At 45.6% G+C, this 20,373-nt stretch carries 15 protein-coding genes; 4 read left to right on the plus strand and 11 right to left on the minus strand.

Annotation, left to right across the window (positions count from 1 at the left end):
• Window positions 1-42 precede the first annotated feature (42 nt).
• From nuoF to FBF61_RS18110, 11 genes are all read right to left on the minus strand, one after another.
• Window positions 43-1,383 carry an NADH-quinone oxidoreductase subunit NuoF gene (gene nuoF, locus FBF61_RS18060; protein ID WP_138479790.1) on the minus strand — a complete coding sequence of 447 codons (1,341 nt, stop codon included), beginning with the start codon at window positions 1,381-1,383 and terminating at the stop codon, window positions 43-45.
• Window positions 1,384-1,410: 27 nt separating this feature from the next.
• Complete coding sequence (locus tag FBF61_RS18065) at window positions 1,411-1,908, minus strand: NADH-quinone oxidoreductase subunit NuoE family protein (RefSeq protein ID WP_138479792.1); 498 nt, start codon at window positions 1,906-1,908, stop codon at window positions 1,411-1,413.
• A 50-nt stretch (window positions 1,909-1,958) separates the two neighbouring features.
• Window positions 1,959-3,185, minus strand: a complete 1,227-nt coding sequence (nuoD, locus tag FBF61_RS18070; RefSeq protein WP_138479794.1) for an NADH dehydrogenase (quinone) subunit D — start codon at window positions 3,183-3,185, stop codon at window positions 1,959-1,961.
• A 23-nt stretch (window positions 3,186-3,208) separates the two neighbouring features.
• Window positions 3,209-3,709 carry an NADH-quinone oxidoreductase subunit C gene (locus FBF61_RS18075; RefSeq protein ID WP_138479796.1) on the minus strand — a complete coding sequence of 167 codons (501 nt, stop codon included), beginning with the start codon at window positions 3,707-3,709 and terminating at the stop codon, window positions 3,209-3,211.
• A 6-nt stretch (window positions 3,710-3,715) separates the two neighbouring features.
• Window positions 3,716-4,258, minus strand: coding sequence for an NADH-quinone oxidoreductase subunit B (locus tag FBF61_RS18080; protein ID WP_138479798.1), 543 nt, complete (start codon window positions 4,256-4,258; stop codon window positions 3,716-3,718).
• Window positions 4,259-4,285: 27 nt separating this feature from the next.
• Window positions 4,286-4,660, minus strand: a complete 375-nt coding sequence (locus FBF61_RS18085) for an NADH-quinone oxidoreductase subunit A (protein WP_138479800.1) — start codon at window positions 4,658-4,660, stop codon at window positions 4,286-4,288.
• Between the two features lie 199 nt (window positions 4,661-4,859).
• Window positions 4,860-7,010 (minus strand): T9SS type A sorting domain-containing protein, encoded by a 2,151-nt coding sequence (locus FBF61_RS18090; protein WP_138479802.1) that lies wholly within the window; start codon window positions 7,008-7,010, stop codon window positions 4,860-4,862.
• 163 nt (window positions 7,011-7,173) lie between these two features.
• Window positions 7,174-10,341 (minus strand): sialate O-acetylesterase, encoded by a 3,168-nt coding sequence (locus FBF61_RS18095; protein ID WP_138479804.1) that lies wholly within the window; start codon window positions 10,339-10,341, stop codon window positions 7,174-7,176.
• A gap of 74 nt (window positions 10,342-10,415) precedes the next feature.
• A complete protein-coding gene (gene obgE, locus FBF61_RS18100) occupies window positions 10,416-11,423 on the minus strand; it encodes a GTPase ObgE (RefSeq protein ID WP_138479806.1) in 1,008 nt (335 codons plus the stop codon).
• 27 nt (window positions 11,424-11,450) lie between these two features.
• Entirely contained in the window at window positions 11,451-12,026 is a 576-nt protein-coding gene (locus FBF61_RS18105) for an adenylate kinase (RefSeq protein ID WP_138479808.1), read from the minus strand.
• 155 nt (window positions 12,027-12,181) lie between these two features.
• The gene (locus FBF61_RS18110; RefSeq protein ID WP_138479810.1) at window positions 12,182-12,988 is read right to left on the minus strand and encodes a T9SS type A sorting domain-containing protein; all 807 of its coding nucleotides are present in this window, start codon (window positions 12,986-12,988) and stop codon (window positions 12,182-12,184) included.
• Between the two features lie 167 nt (window positions 12,989-13,155).
• Between FBF61_RS18110 and FBF61_RS18115 the strand changes: the two genes are divergently transcribed.
• The 4 genes from FBF61_RS18115 (at window position 13,156) to FBF61_RS18130 (ending at window position 20,314) form a co-directional block, all read left to right on the plus strand.
• Window positions 13,156-14,967: a sensor histidine kinase gene (locus tag FBF61_RS18115; RefSeq protein WP_138479812.1), complete on the plus strand. Its 1,812-nt coding sequence runs from the start codon at window positions 13,156-13,158 to the stop codon at window positions 14,965-14,967.
• An 84-nt stretch (window positions 14,968-15,051) separates the two neighbouring features.
• Window positions 15,052-17,694, plus strand: coding sequence for a valine--tRNA ligase (locus FBF61_RS18120; RefSeq protein WP_138479814.1), 2,643 nt, complete (start codon window positions 15,052-15,054; stop codon window positions 17,692-17,694).
• A 249-nt stretch (window positions 17,695-17,943) separates the two neighbouring features.
• Complete coding sequence (gene fbp / locus FBF61_RS18125; protein WP_138479816.1) at window positions 17,944-18,939, plus strand: class 1 fructose-bisphosphatase; 996 nt, start codon at window positions 17,944-17,946, stop codon at window positions 18,937-18,939.
• A gap of 37 nt (window positions 18,940-18,976) precedes the next feature.
• The gene (locus tag FBF61_RS18130) at window positions 18,977-20,314 is read left to right on the plus strand and encodes a DEAD/DEAH box helicase (protein ID WP_138479818.1); all 1,338 of its coding nucleotides are present in this window, start codon (window positions 18,977-18,979) and stop codon (window positions 20,312-20,314) included.
• Window positions 20,315-20,373: the final 59 nt, after the last annotated feature.

The raw sequence follows: 20,373 nt of genomic DNA on the forward strand, positions 1-20,373 counted from the left end.
ATTCTTCTGTAATCGTACTTTTAGGGACAGAGACAATCTCCGCTACACCAATTCCATCGCTCCCTGATATACTGCTCCCGGCAGAGACGCTTCTTTCGGATTGGTGATATGCCACACGAATTCCTCCCGGAAATGCCGTATTGCGCTGGCAACCGGCCAAGCGGCCGCATCGCCAAGAGGGCAAATTGTATTACCTTCGATTTTTTTGGAAATATCCACCAGCAGGTCAATATCATGCATGCTTCCATGACCGTGCTCAATGCGGTGCAGAACCTTTTCCATCCAGCCTGTTCCTTCACGGCAGGGGCTGCATTGGCCACAAGATTCATGATGATAAAAACGGGCAAAGTTCCAGGTATTTCTGACTATACAGGCTGTTTCATCAAACACGATAAATCCTCCTGATCCCAACATGGTACCCGTGGCAAATCCTCCGTCTGATAATGACTCGTACGACATCAGACGATCCTCGCCGTTTGCCGTTTTCATAATCAGATGTGCAGGAAGAATAGGGACGGAGGAACCGCCTGCTACCAAAGCTTTGAGGTGATGACCTTTTCTGACACCTCCGCAGTATTCGTCAGAATTAATGAATTCTTCAACACTTACGCCCAGTTCGATTTCATATACGCCCGGTTTTTCAATATGTCCTGATGCAGAAATCAATTTTGTTCCTGCGCTCCGGCCGATACCAATAGCAGCATAAGCTTCGCCTCCGTTGTTAATAACCCACGGCATATTTGCAATGGATTCCACGTTGTTTACAACAGTTGGACTTTGGTATAAACCTTTCACCGCAGGAAATGGCGGTTTATTTCTTGGGTTTCCTCTTTTTCCTTCCAGGGATTCGAGCAGGGCAGTTTCCTCGCCACATATATATGCGCCACCTCCCGACTGTACGATCAGTTCCAGGTCGTAGCCACTTCCCAATATATTTTTGCCGAGAAATCCTTTGGCTTTTGCTTCTTCAATTGCTTTTTCCAATATACGGATCACGTACATCAGTTCGCCGCGCACATATATAAAAGACTTGTTGGCACCGAGTGCAAAGCTTGAAATGATCATTCCCTCAATTAACAAGTGAGGAATTGATTTCATCAAATGATGGTCTTTGAAAGTCCCTGGTTCGGATTCATCAGCGTTGCATACCAGATAACGGGGTACGCCGTCGGGTTTTGCAAGAAATCCCCATTTCATCCCCATCGGAAATCCCGCGCCACCTCTTCCACGGATACCAGACTTTTTGGCTTCTTCCACAACCGCTTCCGGTGTCATGGTTTTGATCGCTTTTTCAACGGCGGTATATCCACCTTTCTGACGGTACACGTCGAAGGTTTCAATACCAGGAACGTTAATATGTTCCGTTAATATTTTTATAGCCATTTGAGGATAATATTTAGGCTTAAAAGCTTATTTGCTTAATTCATCAATAATTTCATCCACACGCTCACGGGTGAGGTTCATATAATATTTTTCACGGATCTGGAAAACCGGCCCCCAGCCACAGGCTGCCAGACATTCAACTTCTTTTACCGTAAAAAGGCCATCCTTCGTTGTCTCGCCCGGCTCAACACCCAGCTTTTGTTTCAGATAACCGTAAATGTCTTCCCCGCCCATCAGGCAGCAAGGTCCTGTGCGGCAATATTCGATTACATGTTTCCCGACCGGTTCAAGGTGGTACATGGTATAAAAAGTAGCAACTTCGTAAACCTCAACAGGTTCAAGACTCAATATGCTTGCTACATAATCCATCACCTCGCTGCTCAGCCAGCCCCATTGCTCTTGGGCAACGTGCAGAACCGGCAAAAGAGCCGATTTTTGACGGCCCTCGGGGTAGCGTGCTATGATTTCCTTTACTTTTTCCAGTCGTTCCGGTGTAAACGCAACGAGATTTGGCGTTTCAGTCATTTCGTAAATATGATCTTTAAAACAAATCTTCAAAAAGGATTCCGCGGCGACTAAGCATCCAGCTCTCCCGCAATGACATTGAGGCTACTCATTGTTAAAATAGCATCGGACAATGAACTGCCTTTGCACATTTCAGGATAAGCCTGGTAGTAAATAAAGCTTGGTCTTCTGAAATGGAGCCGGTAAGGTGTCCTTCCACCATCACTGATCATGTAGAAGCCCAATTCGCCATTCCCTCCTTCCACGGCATGGTATACTTCACCGGCAGGAGCATCTATTTCCCCCATTACAATTTTAAAATGGTAGATGAGAGCTTCCATACTTTTATAGACCTCATTTTTCGGAGGCAGATAATATTCGGGAGCATCAGCATAATAAGGGCCCTCCGGCAGATTGTTGATTGCTTGTTCAACAATTTTCAGACTCTGCCACATTTCCTCATTCCGAACCATGTAGCGGTCATAAGTATCACCGTTCTGCCCTACAGGTATATCAAATTCAAAATCCTGGTACGAAGAATATGGGTTCATGACACGAACGTCATAATCCAGACCAGCTGCTCGGAGATTAGGGCCTGTGAAACCGTATGAAAGTGCTCTTTCCAGTGAAATCGAGCCTACATTGATTGTCCGGTCCATGAAGATCCTGTTACGGTTCAGCAGCTTTTCAAGCTCACGTAAAACAGGAGGGAACGATTTGATAAACTCGTGTATCTTGCGGATCGCGGTACTGGAAAGATCCCTTTCCATTCCTCCCAACCGACCCATATTGGTAGTCAGACGGGCGCCGCAAACTTCTTCATAAATCTCATATACCTCCTCACGCTTCTGCATTACATACAAGAAACCCGTGAAAGCTCCTGTATCAACTCCAAGAATGCTATTGCAAATAATATGATCCGTGATCCTCGCCAGTTCCATCATAATCACGCGGATGTACTGCGCTCTTTTCGGAACCTCCACACCAAGGAATTTCTCCATGGTCATGTGCCATCCAAGATTGTTGATCGGAGACGAACAATAGTTCATCCGGTCAGTTAGCGTCGTAATCTGATAATAAGGCCTTCTTTCGGCTATTTTCTCAAATGCACGATGTATATATCCGATGGTCTGCTCTCCTGAAACGATCTTTTCACCATCCATTTTAAGGACGTTCTGAAAAATACCATGTGTTGCAGGGTGCGTAGGACCAAGATTGAGCGTGGTGAGTTCTTCAACCAGCTCAGGTAACTCGGAGTTGGCCGGGATGTTATGTGGTAATAATTCAATATCTGCCATGTCTTACTCAGTTCAATAGTGGGTCATCGGCCAAAGAGGGCATCAATTTTGTCTTCCCGGGTGGCATCCTCCATAGGATACTCCTTCCGCATCGGGAAGTAATCCATTTCCTCAATATTCAGGATGCGTTTCAGGTTGGGATGTCCGTCAAACAGGATTCCGAAAAAGTCATAAGTTTCACGTTCCATCCAGTTTGCACTTGCGAAAAGTCCGGTGGCTGTCGGAATGTGAATATCAGCTTCGGGAATGGATACTTTAATGCGGACACGAAAATTATGCACAAAACTATGCATGTGATAAACCACCATAAATTCCTGTCCTGTCTTGTCAGGATACTGGACTCCGGTTATATCAGTTAAAAAAATGATCTGGTAAGATTTGTGATCGCGCAAAAATTCCAGAACAGGGATGATTTCTTCACGGGTAGTGGAAAGCGTCAGCATTCCGTATGGTTCCTCAAAGTCAAATACCTGATCACCAAATTTTCCCAACAGCTCTTCGGCTACCTCCTGGTTACTTAGCATAGGGCCTTATTGAATATTATATGATGCTAAAAGATGCTGATATTCGTCAGTGTTCCTGCGGCGAAGTTTTTCGTTTTGTGCAAGATATTGGATATGCATCAAACCGTCGATGATCTGCTCTGGTCTTGGAGGGCATCCCGGAACATACACGTCAACAGGAATGATCCTGTCAATACCCTGGAGAACGCTGTAAGTGTCAAAAATACCGCCGCTTGAGGCGCAGGCACCTACTGCCATAACCCACCGCGGCTCGGCCATCTGAAGATAAACCTGCTTGACAACCGGAGCCATTTTTTTAGCTATTGTTCCCATTACCATCAGCAAGTCTGCCTGACGTGGAGAAAAGCTGGGCCTTTCAGAGCCGAAACGTGATATATCATAATGCGCGCCCATCGTTGCCATGAATTCGATCCCACAGCAGGAAGTGGCGAAAGGAAGTGGCCATAGTGAATAACTACGGGCCAGACCAATTGCTTCATCAAATGAAGTTGCAAAAAAACCAGAACCGCTATGTCCTTGCGGAGCATCTACAATTGTTACCTCTTTCATATTTGTCTGGATTACAATGTTTAAAGTCTATTCTTCCCAATTCAACACCCCTTTACGGATGACGTAATAAAATCCGGAAAGTAATAGTGCCATAAACAGTAACATCTCAATGAAGCCAAACATTCCTAAGCTTTTAAAATTAACCGCCCAGGGATACATAAATATAACCTCTACATCGAAGAGAACAAACAGGATTGCTACCAGAAAGTACTTCACAGAAATAGGTGTCCGGGCATCGCCCACCGACTCGATTCCGCATTCAAAAGGATCGTCCTTTAACTTGCTTTTGCGGCTCGGGCCAATCAGGTGCGTCACGATCATCGTTCCGCCAATGAACCCCGCAGCCAGTAAAAATTGAACTAAAATAGGCAGATAATCGGAAGGAAGATATGTGTTTTTCATTGAGATTTTTATTGGATTATTACCTTAACCGATAACGTAAAAATGTTGTTAACGGTGACTTTCTCACTAACTCTCAAAATTAGGCTTTGCAAATTTATCAATCAAATTCTTTACTTTTTCTTTTGGCTAATTAGTATCATACTAAATAAGCCCTGGCGAACCAGGGCTTATTTATGAGAATACAAAGAAATAATGGTTATTAGCGAACAACAACCTGCTTGGTCAGGCTCTGCCCCTCGCCGGTTACGCGCATGATGTATTTGCCGGTAGGTAGATTCGTAAGGTCTATTTCAACGCGACTGTCGAGCAGGTCAGATTTTGTCGTTTTTATTACCCGACCGAAAATGTCGTAAAGCGTTACCGTCGCGTTAATGATATTGTCTCTGGATTCAATATAAATGAAGTCGCCCTGGCTAGGGTTTGGATAGATCACTACCTCATTTTGTTCGTTGGTTTTGAATTCCCTTGAGGCAGTATCAGAATAACATGCCAGTTCCAGGTTAGGCTGACCGTCATTTTTCTGGATCGTATAAAGCACTTTTGCTTTCGTGGAATAGATTCCTGATTTCAGGATTTTCACGATTTCAGCAGTTGTGTCAGTTTCTGTTTCCGGGCGACGCCATATAAATTGCTCATTTAAGCCGGTCTCGGAGATGGTAGCAGTTGCACTGAACGGTCCTGACGACTCGATAACCGGCTTCGAGATTTTCGGCCTGATGATCAAAGTTGAAGCATTGGAATTGTCTGAAATGCAACCGAATATATTCTGGCTTTTCACAACGTAATTCCCGCTTTCCGATATTTTCGCTGTTGCTCCGGTTGCTATCACACTATTAGAACCCTGCTTGTACCAGCTATAAATATCATTTCCTTCCGCAACCGAAAATGCAAAGGAGGAGTCAGCACAGGCCTGCTGTTCACCTTGTTGTAAAATAGTTGGCTGTTTGGGTTTTGCACCATTATCGAGTACAACGACGGAGGTAAGAATCGAATTTCCTACCGCATCCTTCACAGTGGCCCGGTAAGTTCCCGCCGCGGATACCTTGATGGTATTACTCTTCTCACCGGTACTCCATAGATAAGAAGAAAATCCGGTGGGCAGAGAAATGGACACGGCATTGTTTTCGGTGACGCAGCTCGCTGTAATACTTGGAATAGGAGCCGGCGCAGCAGGTGGCACTTCGGAGAAGAACCGCGCGTCGAGGCTCTGCGCCCAGGCATTGGCCAGAATGGTCAGTGCTTCTGTTCCGATAAAATGAAGTCCGTCAGGTCGATTAGGCACCAATCCATCTGTTTCCGGTCCTGCATAAGTTGGGTTAAATGGAGTATCCAAAACTGCATTCTGACCAGCAATGACAGCCGGGTTGACCTTTGATGGGACGTCCTTACTGTTGGAAGCCCTGCTGGTTCTGGCTATTACCCAGTAGATCCTTTTGTTGGTGTCAGAACTAAGTTGATTGATGATTTGCTGAAGATTGCTTCTGTAGGCAGATGCCGATGTCCCAAAGAAACCGTCCGTTTCTCCCTGCATCCATAATACTGCCCGTACGCCGTACTGGTTCCCATAATTACGGGCTGCGATTCTCAAATTCGCGTAAGGCATTCCCGGGGCGTAGGGATATCCATAAAGGCTTGACGTGGGTTGCCCGATAGCACTTTTTGCCCAGTTTTCGATCGCAGTGCCTTCCCAGGCTGCATTGATGAATAAGATCGGTACGTTTAGTTTCGCCACCAAAAGATCGCCGAGAATTCCCCAGCACCAGGCTGTTTGTCCCCTGGGGGACATGGTTTTGAGATTGCCTGTGATTTTCGAGAAAGCAGGAGGAACAGGATCCGTAAGCAGGTCTTTGTATTCACCGAGCTCGTCGTTTTCATAATTCGAAACGTAGATGACGCGGTCATCAACAGCCGCGGGCCCGGGGTATTCTTTTAAACCTTGAGCATTGGACTGGCCTGCTATGATGAATACCTCTCCAACGCCCAATCTCGCCAGAATATCACGTCCAACTACTTTCCCATCTGCAACTGCACGTACTTCGAGGGTATACCAGCCACCGCTTAATGTGATGTTGCCGGCAAATACGCCGCCCTTCGGAGCGATCTGTAAGTCTTGCCAGGGCACTTCAACACCCTGACCTGTAACAGCGGGAACAGCTCTTACCTCAATTTTGTCCATCAAAACGGTAAATGTTCCTGTTACAGTAATTGTCCTTTGTCCAGTTATATCTTGCTGATAAACAGCCTGGAAGGTAGGAGAAGTGATTTTGATTTGAGAAAATACTGCTGATGTTGTGATCAATAACAACAGTAATGCCTTTGCCACTACCGGGAAAATAATTCTATTGTGCATTTGTGATTCTTAATACAAAGTAAAGTGTCTTATATTCTGGTTGGTTAAGATATTTTAATTTGTTAATGTATTATATTACAAAACGGTCACAAATGTAAATGATTATTTTTGCTAAAATATCACTATTCCGTCTTTTTGATCAGAAGCTTATTCTACACCGGCATTACCGTACTATAACCAGCTTTTGACTTGCATTGAGCGCTGATGAAACTATCCGTATCATGTATAGTCCGCCAGGAAGACTGCTCAGATCAAAGAACTGCTGGCTGTCAAATCTCTTAACCTTAAAGCTTTTGTGAACAACGCCCCGGCTGTCCACAACCTGGACTTCTGCATTCGAGATATCGTAGAGTGTTTCGACCGAGATCTTACCATTTACCAAAGGGTTCGGATAGGCGGTGAAGCCAGGATTCTCGGTGTCTCTGTAAAAAACAAAAGGAGCGGAATAACCCGAATAACAGGTAAGACTCGGACTATATACAATCGTATTGTTCACCGTGTAAGTGCCTGATTTTGTTGCTTTAAGTGTAGCGCTCTTTTCCGGCAACGCGGCATTGTTAAACTTCCACACATGATCGCCTGCATTAAGGTTATTTTCGGCCAGCAAGGTATACGTGCCTGTTTGCTTGATTACCGGAACGGTTGGCATTGGTTTGGCACTCACAGGAATTGCTTTCGAATAGGGGGAATAACAACCTTTTTCGTCTTTGATACGCGCTGAATAATTACCGGTAATTGTGGCATGTATCGTATCACCGAAACTGCCGTTATTCCAGTAAAAAGCGCCTCCTTCGTTAGCTTTCAGGATCACAAAATTTCCGTCACAAAAAGTCGTCACACCCAGTGCCTCAACTTTTGGAGAAGGAGGAAGAGAAAGTGTTTCTGTGGTGATCTCGTTACTCGGGTCAGAATAGCACTGAAATTGATTGATGGTCCGGACAAAATAGGTACCGGCTTTTGTGACGTTCAGTGTTTGCGTGGAAGCGCCATTGCTCCAGAGAAAGCCTGTCGCCGCGGTAGACTGCAGATTAACACTCAGGTCTGCGCAAAAAACAAGGGGGCCGTCTGCTGTGATGGTTGGTTGCTGGGGAAGCGGGTTGGCCACTACTTTCATGACCGCAGATGCAGGTGAAACACATCCATTTTGGTCCCGTGCCGAAATTGTAAAATCTCCTGACTTACGTATTTCAATTTCTTTATCCGTCGAACCGTTGCTCCATAGATAGGAAAAGGCATCGCTGCTCCTCAATCTTGTATAATCCCGATCGCAGAAGGTAACAGGCCTTAATGCAGTAATAGCTGGTGTTGCAGGTAGCGAATTTACTTTTACTGAAACCGGGTCCGACGACGATTCGCAACCGTTCGCATCGCGTTGTTTCAAAATATAGTTACCGCTGATTGTGGCAGAAATGGCTTTGGTAGTCGCAGCATTGCTCCAGATATTCCCGCTGTCGTAATTGGACGTTAATTTAACATTACCGCCGTCGCAAAAAGTAGTGGCGCCCCCGACATCGATCACCGGCTTTTGAGGCAGCGGATTTACTTTGACAGTGACAGGATCTGATTCAGGTGAAAAGCAGCCCACATTATCCAAAGCTCTGACGCGGTAGTCGCCAGAATTTTTTACTGCAATGCTTTGTGTATTTGCTCCGTTCGACCAGAGGTTGCTCAAATTTGAGTCCGACTTGAGATTTACCTCACCTCCATCGCAAAAAACAATTTCTCCGGTGACTGTAATTTTAGGTTTTGCCGGAAGCGGAGATGTAACTACACGCATCGCTACTTTGTCCGAAGTCGATTCGCAGCCATAAATATTTTTGGTTGTCACAAAGTACTCACCTGCCGCTGTGACCGGAATGCGATCACTTGTCGCCCCGTTGCTCCACCGGAGATTTTCAGAAGTGCTGGATACAAGTGTAGCCGTGTTGCCCAGGCAAACAGGGTTGCTTCCCTCTAACGATATGGTAGGTTGCGCAGGCAATATGGATTCATGTATCCTTATTTCAGGGGAATAAATGTAGTTACCCCGGTCGTCTCTTGCGGTTACTCTGTAAGTACCATTTCCGACCTGAATGTTGTTCGCAGACTGGCCGTTATTCCAGCTTACAGAAGTATATCCCGCATTATCCGCATTTAAGCTGACATTGCCGTTGCCAACACATACACTGGTGACTCTGACAGGCTTGACAGCTTTAAAGGGGTCGGAGTTTGCAAAAAAGGTATCATTCAGTGCATCGCTCCACGCATTTCCAAGATTCACCAGACCGTCGTTGATAAAGTGTACACCTTCGTCGTCCACCCTCGGTATCTGGATAAGGTCAGTATTAGGCCCCTTAAAAACATTAGGTACATTATCTATTGTCCTTTGCTGTCCGTCAAGAACCTGGCTGTCGCTTCCGTTGCGGTTATTGTATGAGGTGAGGGAAACAACCCAGGAAATGTTTTTGCCGGATTCGTTTCGGCTTGCTTCGATCACAGTTCGAAGGTCGTTCAGGTAACTGTCAGCGCTTGTATTGACATCATTATCCGCTTCACCCTGTATCCACAATATGCCGCGCATACCGGTTATGGGCGTATACTGCCTGATGACGGCGCGCAGATTTCCGTAGGGCATCCCATTCGGCTCGATAGGAACACCTGTATAAGCAGAATAGCCGGTCCCGTTAATACTTTCCCGCCATGCGCGCACTGATGTACCATACCAGGCCACGTTGTAAAATAGAACCGGGACCCTGAGCCGGTTGACAAGCAGGTCGCCAAGTCTCCCCCAGGACCAGGATGACTTTCCCCTTGGACCGATGTAAGAGTCGGCATTCACATGCGTAAACTGAGGATATGGGAGATCCATATTGACCGGCGGTGCGTCGGTACCATTATAAGTAGTGGAGTTAACACGGTCATCCTGTGCACCCTGTGCACCATCCCCGAAATAGCCCTGTCCGTTGGACTGTCCGGCAACCATAAAAACTTCTCCGATACCTACATGGCCAACCTGTTTGGTATCAATGATCTGATCACCCTTCCAGGCGCGTACTTCCAGGTTGTACCAACCTCCGACCGCGTCAATGCTGCCTGAAAAAAAGCCGCCTTGAGGATTGTCCTGTATTGTAATCCATGCCGTTGAATTTCCCTCATTCATGGCATTCAATTTGGCCTCGATACGATCCGCTACTTTGGTGTAGCTGCCGGCAATGTAAACGGTGGCAGAATTATTCTTATCCCGTTGAAATACAATTCTGTCGGAAGGATAATCAATGCTGATTTGTCCAAAAGATGCTAGTGTTATTAAGTTCAGCCCTACCCAGAAAAGATATGGTAGACGATTTTTCATGATGAAGGATGTTCATTAAGGTAACCCTTTGGACACACAAGATGCACCAAAAGGTTGCCCCTTTCAAGAAAAAATTATTTTACGGGAAACGTAGAATTAATGAGCAGCCATATCCTGTCTTTTAATTGTTCAATACCCTCTTGGGTTATTGCCGAAATAAAAACACTTGGAATATCTGAGGGAATTCTCTCTTTCAGTTCTTCACGTTCATCGTCGGTGAGAACATCCATTTTGGAAATAGCGAGTAGACGGTCTTTGTCTAAAAGGGTAGGATTGTAAACCCTGAGTTCTTGTAGAAGGGTTTGATATTCAGCATGAATGTCCTGGCTGTCTGCCGGGATCATAAAAAGTAAAATAGAATTCCGCTCTATATGTCGTAAAAAGCGCAGCCCAAGCCCTTTCCCTTGCGAGGCACCTTCGATGATACCGGGAATATCGGCCATTACAAAAGATTTGTAATCACGATAGGAAACGACACCAAGATTAGGAACCAGGGTTGTAAACGGGTAATCGGCGATTTCCGGTCGGGCAGCAGAAACGGCTGAGAGTAACGTAGATTTTCCGGCATTGGGGAAACCCACCAATCCCACATCGGCAAGTACTTTTAATTCAAGAATGACCCATTCTTCCAGGCCGGCTTCACCTGGCTGGGCATGTTGAGGAGTTTGATTGGTAGCGGATTTGAAATGGTCATTTCCCATTCCGCCACGGCCACCTTTTAAGAGGATAACTTCCTGGCCGTCTTCAGTAATTTCAAAAAGCTGCTCACCGGTTTCGGCGTTTTTTGCGATAGTGCCGAGCGGTACATCAAGAATAATATCTTTTCCTATCGCCCCGCTTCTTCTTCCTCCTTCGCCGCCCTTTCCGTCAAAGGCTTTGATGTGCTTGGTATATTTTAAGTGCAAAAGAGTCCAGAGCTGGGAATTGCCTTTGAGGATCACGTGTCCGCCCCGACCGCCATCTCCGCCGTCAGGTCCCCCTTTTTCAACATGCTTTTCACGCCTGAAATGCAATGCACCTGCGCCGCCGGAACCGGAGCGCACATTAATTTTAACGTAATCTATAAAGTTGGAAGAAGCCATGTGTATAGTGAAAATTGAAAAATTAGTCTAGCGGAACTTTGAGATAGCTTTGGTAATTTCTCCAAAGATAAAGTCTATTTCGCCAATACCGTCTATGGCAACAAATTTGTTCTGATTCTGGTAGTAATCTGCAACAGGTTTTGTCTTGTTATTATACTCCTGAATCCTTTTGCTGATCAGCTGTTCATTCTGGTCGTCCGGACGGCCGGAAGTTTTACCCCGGTTAAGCAGACGTGCCAGCAGCTCGTTATCGTCTACTACGAGTGCGATCATGACTGATATGCTTTCATTATAGGACGATAGCAGCTCATCCAGTGCCTCAGACTGCTTCACAGTTCTTGGGAACCCGTCAAAAATAAATCCGGCTGCATCCCTGTGTTCTTTCAATTTATTATCAATCATGCCAATCACCACTTCATCGGGAACAAGAATTCCCTGATCCATCAATGTCTTAGCTTTAAGGCCGAGCTCTGAACCAGCCTGGATTTCGGAACGCAGCAAATCACCGGTGGACAGGTGGATAAGTTTGTATTCGGAGATAATTTTTTCACTTTGAGTGCCTTTTCCGGCACCCGGAGGGCCAAACAGTATAAGATTCAGCATAGTTGCTATGAAAATTGATGTCGCAGTCGGATGGTGATTTTCGGCAAATTTACAATTCTTACTAAATGTCAGCCTAATAGTTTAGTTATTTTTTGTAGAAAAAATCCCCTTCATTGTTTCAATGAAGGGGATTTGCTTTAAGAACTTAGGCGATCTCAGGGAATCACAACTCTTTTTACGGTTCCGTCCTCATTTTGAACGACTGTCACAAAGACAGTTCCCCTGGTATTTTTTTTGAGGTCGATCTGGCCGACAAACTCGCCCTCAAAATCCTTGATTTCCCTTTTGCCTACTTCCTTTCCTTTTGTATCCGTAACAGTCACAGTCACATCGCCCTTTTCCGGAACGCTGAACCTCAGATTCAGTACACCGTTGTCGGGATTATTGGAATAAACATTCAGCGCACGGATACTGGCCGGTTTGGTAACTTCTTTTTCCCAAAAATCCCCCATCCGGTCTCCCCAGTTTTCCATGTCCTTCATGAAAACTTTGGCCCTGGGTTTTAGGTCTTTTTCCATGCTTTTCCATTGGGAACGGAATTTTTCAGAATTGAAATTAAAGTCATTGGATAAATCATCACTCCAGTGAAAAGCCAGAGGCTCGCGGTCATCACGGTGGTCGATAATCACTTTTTGGCGTTTTTTAGAAATAAGGATGTCTTCCTGCTTGTTGCCGTCCGCATCATCGATGGTCACCGACACCGACCGGTTTTTGGATTTTACGTCCAGAGAATCCAGCACTTTGTCCACAAACTTTCTTCTCTCCTCGTCGGACATTGCACCAACCTGGTAGTTTTTCTCGATATTCCGAACTTTACCATTATCATCTTCCCTCACCTTGATGCGCAGACTGGTCTTTTTGTCCTTTTGATCGGACTGGGCCTGAACTGTACACATTACTGCCGACGCGGTCAGCAATAAGAAAAACAATGTAATTTTTTGAAATGAAAAAGGTCTCATCATGTGCTTTGTTTTTGTGTATGAATGGTTTACAAACTTATTAACTGCTTATTTTAATGGCTGTTAAATAATGTTAAAAATATGATCGGAGGGAGTGGAACCACTAAATTTGTTGACGGTAAGAATGTCGGGGAAATGAAATGCGGCGTTGCATGGTGAATTGAAAATTTATGACGAAAAGGAAAATTCAAATCATAGTAGGCCTGATGTGCCTGGCACTGATCGGCCTGATCGGATTTCAATGGTACTGGATCAGAGAAGCGATCTCGATCAAAAATGATCAGTTTAATCAGAAAGTATCGGAATCTGTTCAGGAGGTAGTGCATAGGTTGGAAAAGCAGGAGATGATGTACCTGCTTCAGCGACGGATTGAAACGGAGCAGCAAAAAAGCAGGCTGGAACGGATCACTCAGCTCCGGAATATGCCCGTGAAAAGAACCGCCCAACATAAGCCCGAAAAAAAAGAAAACACTGTTGGAACGCAGCCGAAGGTGGAAATTGCGATTGGTCCCGACGGAGAAGAAATACACTACCGGATTATCACGGAAGCGGTTCCAACCGACGTCCTCAGCCCGAATTTCCGCGTGATGGTCGATCACCAGCAGCAGATCATGGAAGAATTTTTTCAGGCGCAGCAATTTGGTCTTGCGGGTATAGATGAATTCATGCGCAGAAGAATAGATGATGAAAAACGCCTTGGGCATGCTCTGCAGGAAATGGATGCAGCCGAGAGCAGGAGATCCTGGAAAACAAAAAATGGCCTGGATACATCGTCAAGGCAGCTTGCAGACCGGAAGGTAGTTGTTCCAAATGTTGGCAAAGGCACCCGCTCCAAATCCCAGGTTGTTATCAATTCGAAGGACACCGACCGGGCTGATCTGCTGAAAGAGGTCATGAAAGATTTCATTTATACTAAAAGACCCATACAGCAACGTGTGAACCGTTTTTTGCTGGATACTTTGCTAAAAAAGGAATTGGTTTCAAATGGTATTTCACTGGACTACGAGTTTGCGGTCGGTGGGCAGACAGATACCAACCTCATCTTCTCGACGGCCAGTCTCAAACGCAGGGAATGGGAAGAAAAGTCATATAAGGCGTCGCTTTTCCCGAATGAAACGCTTTCTGCTCAAAACGCGCTTTATGTGTATTTTCCTGATCAGCAAAAATATATCCTCAGTAATATGGGGGTTATGTTTGGAGGGTCGGGGATTCTTATCGTCGTGATTATGGCTTGTTTTTATATGGCCGTGACCACCATTGTCCGCCAGAAAAAATTGTCGGACATTAAGAACGATTTTATCAATAATATGACACATGAATTTAAAACGCCTATTTCGACGATCGCGCTTGCGGCTGAGATGGCGCAGGAAAATTCGGCAACAGTAACACAAAACGGCTCCCGCCTCGACCGTTATCTGGGCATTATCAGGGAAGAAAACCGGCGCCTTGGCACGCACGTTGAAAAAGTACTGCAAATGGCACTTCTGGACAAAGGCCATGTTAAGCTCAAAATAAGCGACGCGAATATCCATGATCTGATAGAAAAAGCCCTGAATGGGCAGAGTGTGCAGATCGAGCAAAAAGAGGGGGAGGTGGAACTGGAGTTTGATGCCAACAATGAAATAGTATCCGCAGACGAAGTCCATATTTCCAATATCCTGAATAACCTGATCGATAACGCCATCAAATATTCACCCGAAAAGCTCTATCTGGCCATCAGAACGAAAAATGAAAATGATGGTATATCAGTATCTATTTCGGATCATGGCATTGGCATGAATCGCGAGCAGCAGCAGCGGATCTTCGATACTTTTTACCGGGTACCGACCGGGAATGTGCATGATGTAAAAGGTTTTGGACTGGGACTGAGCTATGTGAAAAAGATGGTTGAAGCCCACGAAGGGACCGTTGAGGTAGAAAGCAAACCTGGGGAGGGAAGCACATTTACGGTTTGGCTGCCGACCCGCAAAGAGGAACAATAGTTTAGAAATTTCGTTGGCAACTCCTAACTTGCCATCTTTTTAAGATGGCATACTGCTGTTTACAGTAAATTTCTACCTACACGAATGATTTCCAAAACATACGCCCCCCAGGAGATAGAGGATAAATGGTATTCCTACTGGATCGAGAACAAGTATTTCCGTTCCACACCGAATCCCGACAAGGAACCTTACACGATTGTCATTCCTCCTCCAAATGTCACCGGAGTGTTGCACATGGGGCATATGCTCAATAATACCATACAGGACATCCTGATCCGGAAAGCACGTATGGAAGGCAAAGAAGCCTGCTGGGTGCCGGGAACAGACCATGCATCCATTGCTACCGAGGCAAAGGTGGTAGCAATGCTGAAAGAGCGTGGTATCAATAAACGTGATCTTACCCGAGACGAATTTCTGGAATATTGCTGGGAATGGACCCATAAATATGGTGGTATCATCCTGAAACAACTGCGTAAACTGGGCGCTTCCTGCGACTGGGACCGCACGCGTTTTACCATGGAGCCCGATCTGTACGATTCGGTTATCGATGTTTTTATTGACCTGTATCATAAAGGAGAGATATACCGTGGACACCGCATGGTGAACTGGGATCCGCAGGCGCTGACAACCGTTTCTGATGAGGAGGTGATTATGAAAGAGGTCAACCAGAAGCTGGTATATCTTCGGTATCCTCTTGCTGTGGAGAATGGAGGAGGGAGTATGGAGGAGGGGGTTGTGATTGCGACTACGCGCCCTGAGACGATCATGGCCGATGCAGCGATTTGTGTCAATCCGAACGATGAACGTTACCAGCACCTGATCGGCAAGCAGGTATTAATTCCCCTGATCAACCGTGCGATCCCGGTTATTGCGGATGATTATGTAGAAATGGAGTTCGGTACGGGCTGTCTGAAAGTAACGCCTGCGCATGATACCAATGATTATGAACTTGGAAAAAGACATAATCTGCCAATAATAGATTTGCTGAACGAAGATGGTACGCTCAATGAAAAAGCGCAGATACTGGTGGGTGAAGATCGTTTTATTGCAAGAAAAAAGATTGTCAAACTGCTGGAAGAATCGGGTAATCTGGTAAAAACAGAAGAATATAAATCCAACGTCGGACATTCCGAGCGGACGAATGTGGTGATCGAACCCAGGATTTCGGAGCAGTGGTTTTTAAAAATGGAAAAGATCAGCAAGCCGGCATTTGATAATGTCATGAACGATACCGTTCAGCTGATCCCGCCCAAGTTCAAAAATACATACCGTCACTGGATGGAAAATGTCCGTGACTGGAATATCAGCCGTCAGCTTTGGTGGGGACACCGGATTCCCGCTTATTACCTCAACGACGGGACGATCATTATTGCTAAGTCGAAGCGCGAAGCTTTGCGAAAAGCGCAACATGAGCACCAGCTTTTTGCTCTGACGGAAGAAGACCTTACACAGGACCCGGATGTACTGGACACCTGGTTTTCTTCCTGGCTCTGGCCGATATCTGTTTTTAACGGGATAAAGGAGCCTGACAATGAAGAAGTGAATTATTATTATCCTACAAATGACCTGGTTACGGCGCCAGAGATCCTGTTTTTCTGGGTAGCGAGGATGATTATTGCCGGCTACGAATATCGCGGCAATTACCCTTTTAAGAATGTATATCTGACAGGAATTGTGCGGGATAAGCTTGGACGGAAAATGTCCAAGTCGCTCGGTAATTCCCCTGACCCGATTGATCTCATCGACCAATATGGGGCGGATAGTATCAGAACGGGGATGCTTTTCAGTTCACAGGCAGGAAATGATCTGCCTTATGACGACAAACTGATTGAGCAGGGACGGAATTTCGGCAATAAGATATGGAATGCGTTCAGACTGGTAAAGGGCTGGAACGTAGATGGTTCAATCGGTTCGCCGGATGGATCCAAACTGGCGATCGACTGGTTTGAAAGCAAGCTGAACCAGACACTTTTAGAAGTTCAGGACCATTTTTCCAAATTCCGTATTTCGGATTCGCTGAATTCGGTTTACAAATTGATCTGGGATGATTTCTGTGCCCAGTATCTGGAAATGATCAAACCTAATTTTGAGCAGCCGATCGATCAGGCTACATATGATGCTACGCTCGATTTTTTCGATAGACTGATGCGCCTGCTGCATCCGTTCATGCCTTTTATCACAGAGGAAATCTGGCAGAATATCCTGGAACGGAAAGATAAGGAATCGATTTGCATCGCACCTTTTCCGCAGCCTGAAAGTGTTAATCAGGAAATACTCAGTGATTTCGATATTTTCTTCGAGCTGGTTTCTTCGATCAGAAATTTGCGCAATGCTAAAAATATCAGCCCGAAAACTGTATTGCCTCTGGCTATCAAAACCGATAACGCTGCGCGCTATCAGCAATTGGAGTCCTTAATACAGAAGCTGGCCAATGTAGAATCCGTTGCTTATGTTAATAAAGAAGGAGAGGGGACCTCGTTCCGCGTGAAGTCGGATGAATTTTTTATCAATCTGGCAGACGAGCTGGATGTGGAAGCCGAGCGTGAAAATCTTCAGAAGGAGTTGCAATACACCTTGGGATTTCTTGCATCCGTGAAGAGCAAACTTTCCAACGAGCGTTTTGTCCAGAATGCAAAAGGAGATGTAGTGGAAAAAGAGCGTCAGAAACAGGCTGATGCTGAGGCTAAAATCGAAACTTTGAAAGAAGCGCTCGTGAGGCTCGGATAGATTTTTGTTAATTGTAAAATTCAAAGCGCGGGCAGAGAAACCCGCGCTTTTTTATTTGTCCGATTTACAATTATTAAATCAGGAAAAGTACAACGCGACGATTTATTAACTACCTCAACCTTAGGATTAAATAATTATTTTATTGAGATATAATCATATTATTTATTAAAAAATTTTATTAGTTGAAACTGTTTGAATTATGAAAAATGAAGGTGTAAATTTCCTGTAAATATTCTTAACTCAGCGAATATGATTACAAAGACCGCACAAGAATTAGCTATCCCGGTAGGCGTCACACTCGACAGGTTTATCATGCACAGTCAAAGCGCGTTTCCTTACGCCACGGGAGAGTTGTCGCAGCTTTTGAGGGATATCGCCCTCGCCGGGAAAATTATCAACCGAGAGATAAACCGTGCCGGGCTGGTGGATATAGCCGGCGGCAACGGAACGGAAAACGTGCAGGGCGAAAATCAGCAGAAGCTCGACATTGTAGCGAACATCAGGTTTATCAGAGCGCTCAAAAACGGAGGGGAAGTTTGTGCGATACTTTCCGAAGAAGACGAAGACATTATACATACAGGTAACAACCATGGTAAATATGTGGTGGCGATGGATCCGCTCGACGGTTCTTCCAACATTGACGTTAATGTTTCGATTGGCACTGTTTTCTCAATTTACCGCAGGGTAAGCCCAATCAACGAACCTGCTACAAAGGAGGATTTTCTTCAGGGCGGGAGAAAGCAGATTGCGGCAGGTTATATCTTGTACGGTTCTTCAACGATGCTGGTGTATTCCACAGGTGACGGAGTGAATGGTTTTACCTATGATCATTCTCTCGGCGAGTTTATTTTATCCCATAAAAATATCTGTTGCCCTACTAACGGCAGTATTTACTCAATCAACGAAGGACATTACAACAGTTACCCCGAGTTTGTAAAGCACTACATCGGCACATGCAAAGAAAAAAGCCTCAGTGCAAGATATATCGGCTCCCTGGTCGGCGACTTTCACAGGAACCTTTTAAAAGGCGGCATATACTTATATCCGTCTACGAAAAAAGACCCGAAGGGCAAGCTTAGGCTACTCTATGAATGTTACCCTCTGGCATTTATAGCCGAAAAATCGGGCGGCAAGGCGTCAGATGGCTTCGGCCCAATCCTGGATATCGTTCCTTCCAGTTTTCACCAGCGTTCGCCTATCTACCTCGGTTCAGCGGCCATGGTAGAAAAGGCTATCGGCTCTTAATCTTCGCGACTGATTTTAGTTTTCGTACCTTTGCACGATGCAGACTACGCAAAACAAATTCGAGCAGTTCAAGCTTAACCGTCAATTACTCAATGCCGTTGAAGAAGCGGGATATACCGAACCTACCCCGATACAGGAGCAGGCAATTCCGCTTGCATTGGCAGGACAGGACATTTTAGGTATTGCCCAGACTGGCACAGGCAAAACTGCTGCCTATACATTACCGTTGCTCATGCGGATCAAATATGCGCAGGGGGAACATCCCCGGGCGCTGATCCTCGCTCCTACACGCGAGCTGGCCATGCAGATTTCAGAGGCGATCACTCAGTTGAGCAAATACACCGATATCCGGACAGTGGTGGTTTTTGGAGGAGTGGGGCCGAAAGCACAGACGGACGCGATCCGCAAGGGCGTGGATATTATCGTGGCTACGCCGGGGAGGTTTATGGATCTGTATTTCAAGGAGGAAATTGTTGTAAAGCACCTCAATGTAATGATCCTGGACGAGGCCGATAAAATGATGGATATGGGCTTTATGCCGCAAATCAGAAAGCTTCTCGAGATCATTCCCACTAAAAGACAGAACATGCTTTTTTCGGCGACATTCTCGGAGAAAGTTGAAAAGCTGTCTTATGAATTCCTGGAATTCCCGACGCGTATTGAAGTTACGCCGCAGGCGACTACGGCTGAGATGGTTTCCCAATCCATATATGAAGTCCCCAATTTCCGGACGAAAATCAACCTTTTGACACATCTTCTGCGTGACGAAGAAGCATTTAACCGTGTTCTTGTTTTTACGCGAAGCCGGGAAGTTGCCGGGCTTGTTCATCAGAATTTATTGGAAAGAGTTGTAAAAGAGCATGAGCTCAAAGTGATCCATGCCAATAAAGGACAGAATACCCGCACAAATTCCATGGAAGCATTTCGGGAAGGATCGGTGCGGGTGATGGTAGCGACGGATGTTGTTGCCAGGGGAATTGATATTACAGAAGTAAGCCACGTGATCAACTTTGATGTGCCTTTGATCTATGAAGATTACGTGCACAGGATCGGCCGGACAGGCCGTGCAAACCACGTGGGGGAGGCCATTACTTTTATGACTGTTGCAGACGAATACCACATCCGGAAAATAGAGAATATGATACGGATGGAGATTCCCCGCAGGGAGTTACCGGAGGAAGTGGAGGTTGTGGCAACCCCGCATAATGAGCGCCAGGACCTGTTAAGGGAAATAGATAACCAGAAAAGAAAAGAAGATCCTACGTTCCTCGGGGCGTTTCATGAGAAGAAAAAGGTGTTTCATAAGCCATCCCGCCCGGTTGGTAAGGGAGGCCAGAACAGACGTAATTCGTCGGGCAGAAGTAAAAGAAGATAATGCAATACATTTTGAAATATTCCGTTTAACTTGGACAATAGAAAACCTGTTTCTCTATT

The sequence above is a fragment of the Dyadobacter bucti genome (assembly GCF_005869225.1).
GTDB classification, from domain to species: Bacteria; Bacteroidota; Bacteroidia; order Cytophagales; family Spirosomataceae; genus Dyadobacter; species Dyadobacter bucti.

What these genes read in the sequence shown, in the direction of transcription:
- nuoF (WP_138479790.1), bottom strand. Translation starts at nt 1,383, where the DNA reads ATGGCTATAAAAATATTAACGGAACATATTAACGTTCCTGGTATTGAA.
- FBF61_RS18065 (WP_138479792.1), bottom strand. Translation starts at nt 1,908, where the DNA reads ATGACTGAAACGCCAAATCTCGTTGCGTTTACACCGGAACGACTGGAA.
- nuoD (WP_138479794.1), bottom strand. Translation starts at nt 3,185, where the DNA reads ATGGCAGATATTGAATTATTACCACATAACATCCCGGCCAACTCCGAG.
- FBF61_RS18075 (WP_138479796.1), bottom strand. Translation starts at nt 3,709, where the DNA reads ATGCTAAGTAACCAGGAGGTAGCCGAAGAGCTGTTGGGAAAATTTGGT.
- FBF61_RS18080 (WP_138479798.1), bottom strand. Translation starts at nt 4,258, where the DNA reads ATGAAAGAGGTAACAATTGTAGATGCTCCGCAAGGACATAGCGGTTCT.
- FBF61_RS18085 (WP_138479800.1), bottom strand. Translation starts at nt 4,660, where the DNA reads ATGAAAAACACATATCTTCCTTCCGATTATCTGCCTATTTTAGTTCAA.
- FBF61_RS18090 (WP_138479802.1), bottom strand. Translation starts at nt 7,010, where the DNA reads ATGCACAATAGAATTATTTTCCCGGTAGTGGCAAAGGCATTACTGTTG.
- FBF61_RS18095 (WP_138479804.1), bottom strand. Translation starts at nt 10,341, where the DNA reads ATGAAAAATCGTCTACCATATCTTTTCTGGGTAGGGCTGAACTTAATA.
- obgE (WP_138479806.1), bottom strand. Translation starts at nt 11,423, where the DNA reads ATGGCTTCTTCCAACTTTATAGATTACGTTAAAATTAATGTGCGCTCC.
- FBF61_RS18105 (WP_138479808.1), bottom strand. Translation starts at nt 12,026, where the DNA reads ATGCTGAATCTTATACTGTTTGGCCCTCCGGGTGCCGGAAAAGGCACT.
- FBF61_RS18110 (WP_138479810.1), bottom strand. Translation starts at nt 12,988, where the DNA reads ATGATGAGACCTTTTTCATTTCAAAAAATTACATTGTTTTTCTTATTG.
- FBF61_RS18115 (WP_138479812.1), top strand. Translation starts at nt 13,156, where the DNA reads ATGACGAAAAGGAAAATTCAAATCATAGTAGGCCTGATGTGCCTGGCA.
- FBF61_RS18120 (WP_138479814.1), top strand. Translation starts at nt 15,052, where the DNA reads ATGATTTCCAAAACATACGCCCCCCAGGAGATAGAGGATAAATGGTAT.
- fbp (WP_138479816.1), top strand. Translation starts at nt 17,944, where the DNA reads ATGATTACAAAGACCGCACAAGAATTAGCTATCCCGGTAGGCGTCACA.
- FBF61_RS18130 (WP_138479818.1), top strand. Translation starts at nt 18,977, where the DNA reads ATGCAGACTACGCAAAACAAATTCGAGCAGTTCAAGCTTAACCGTCAA.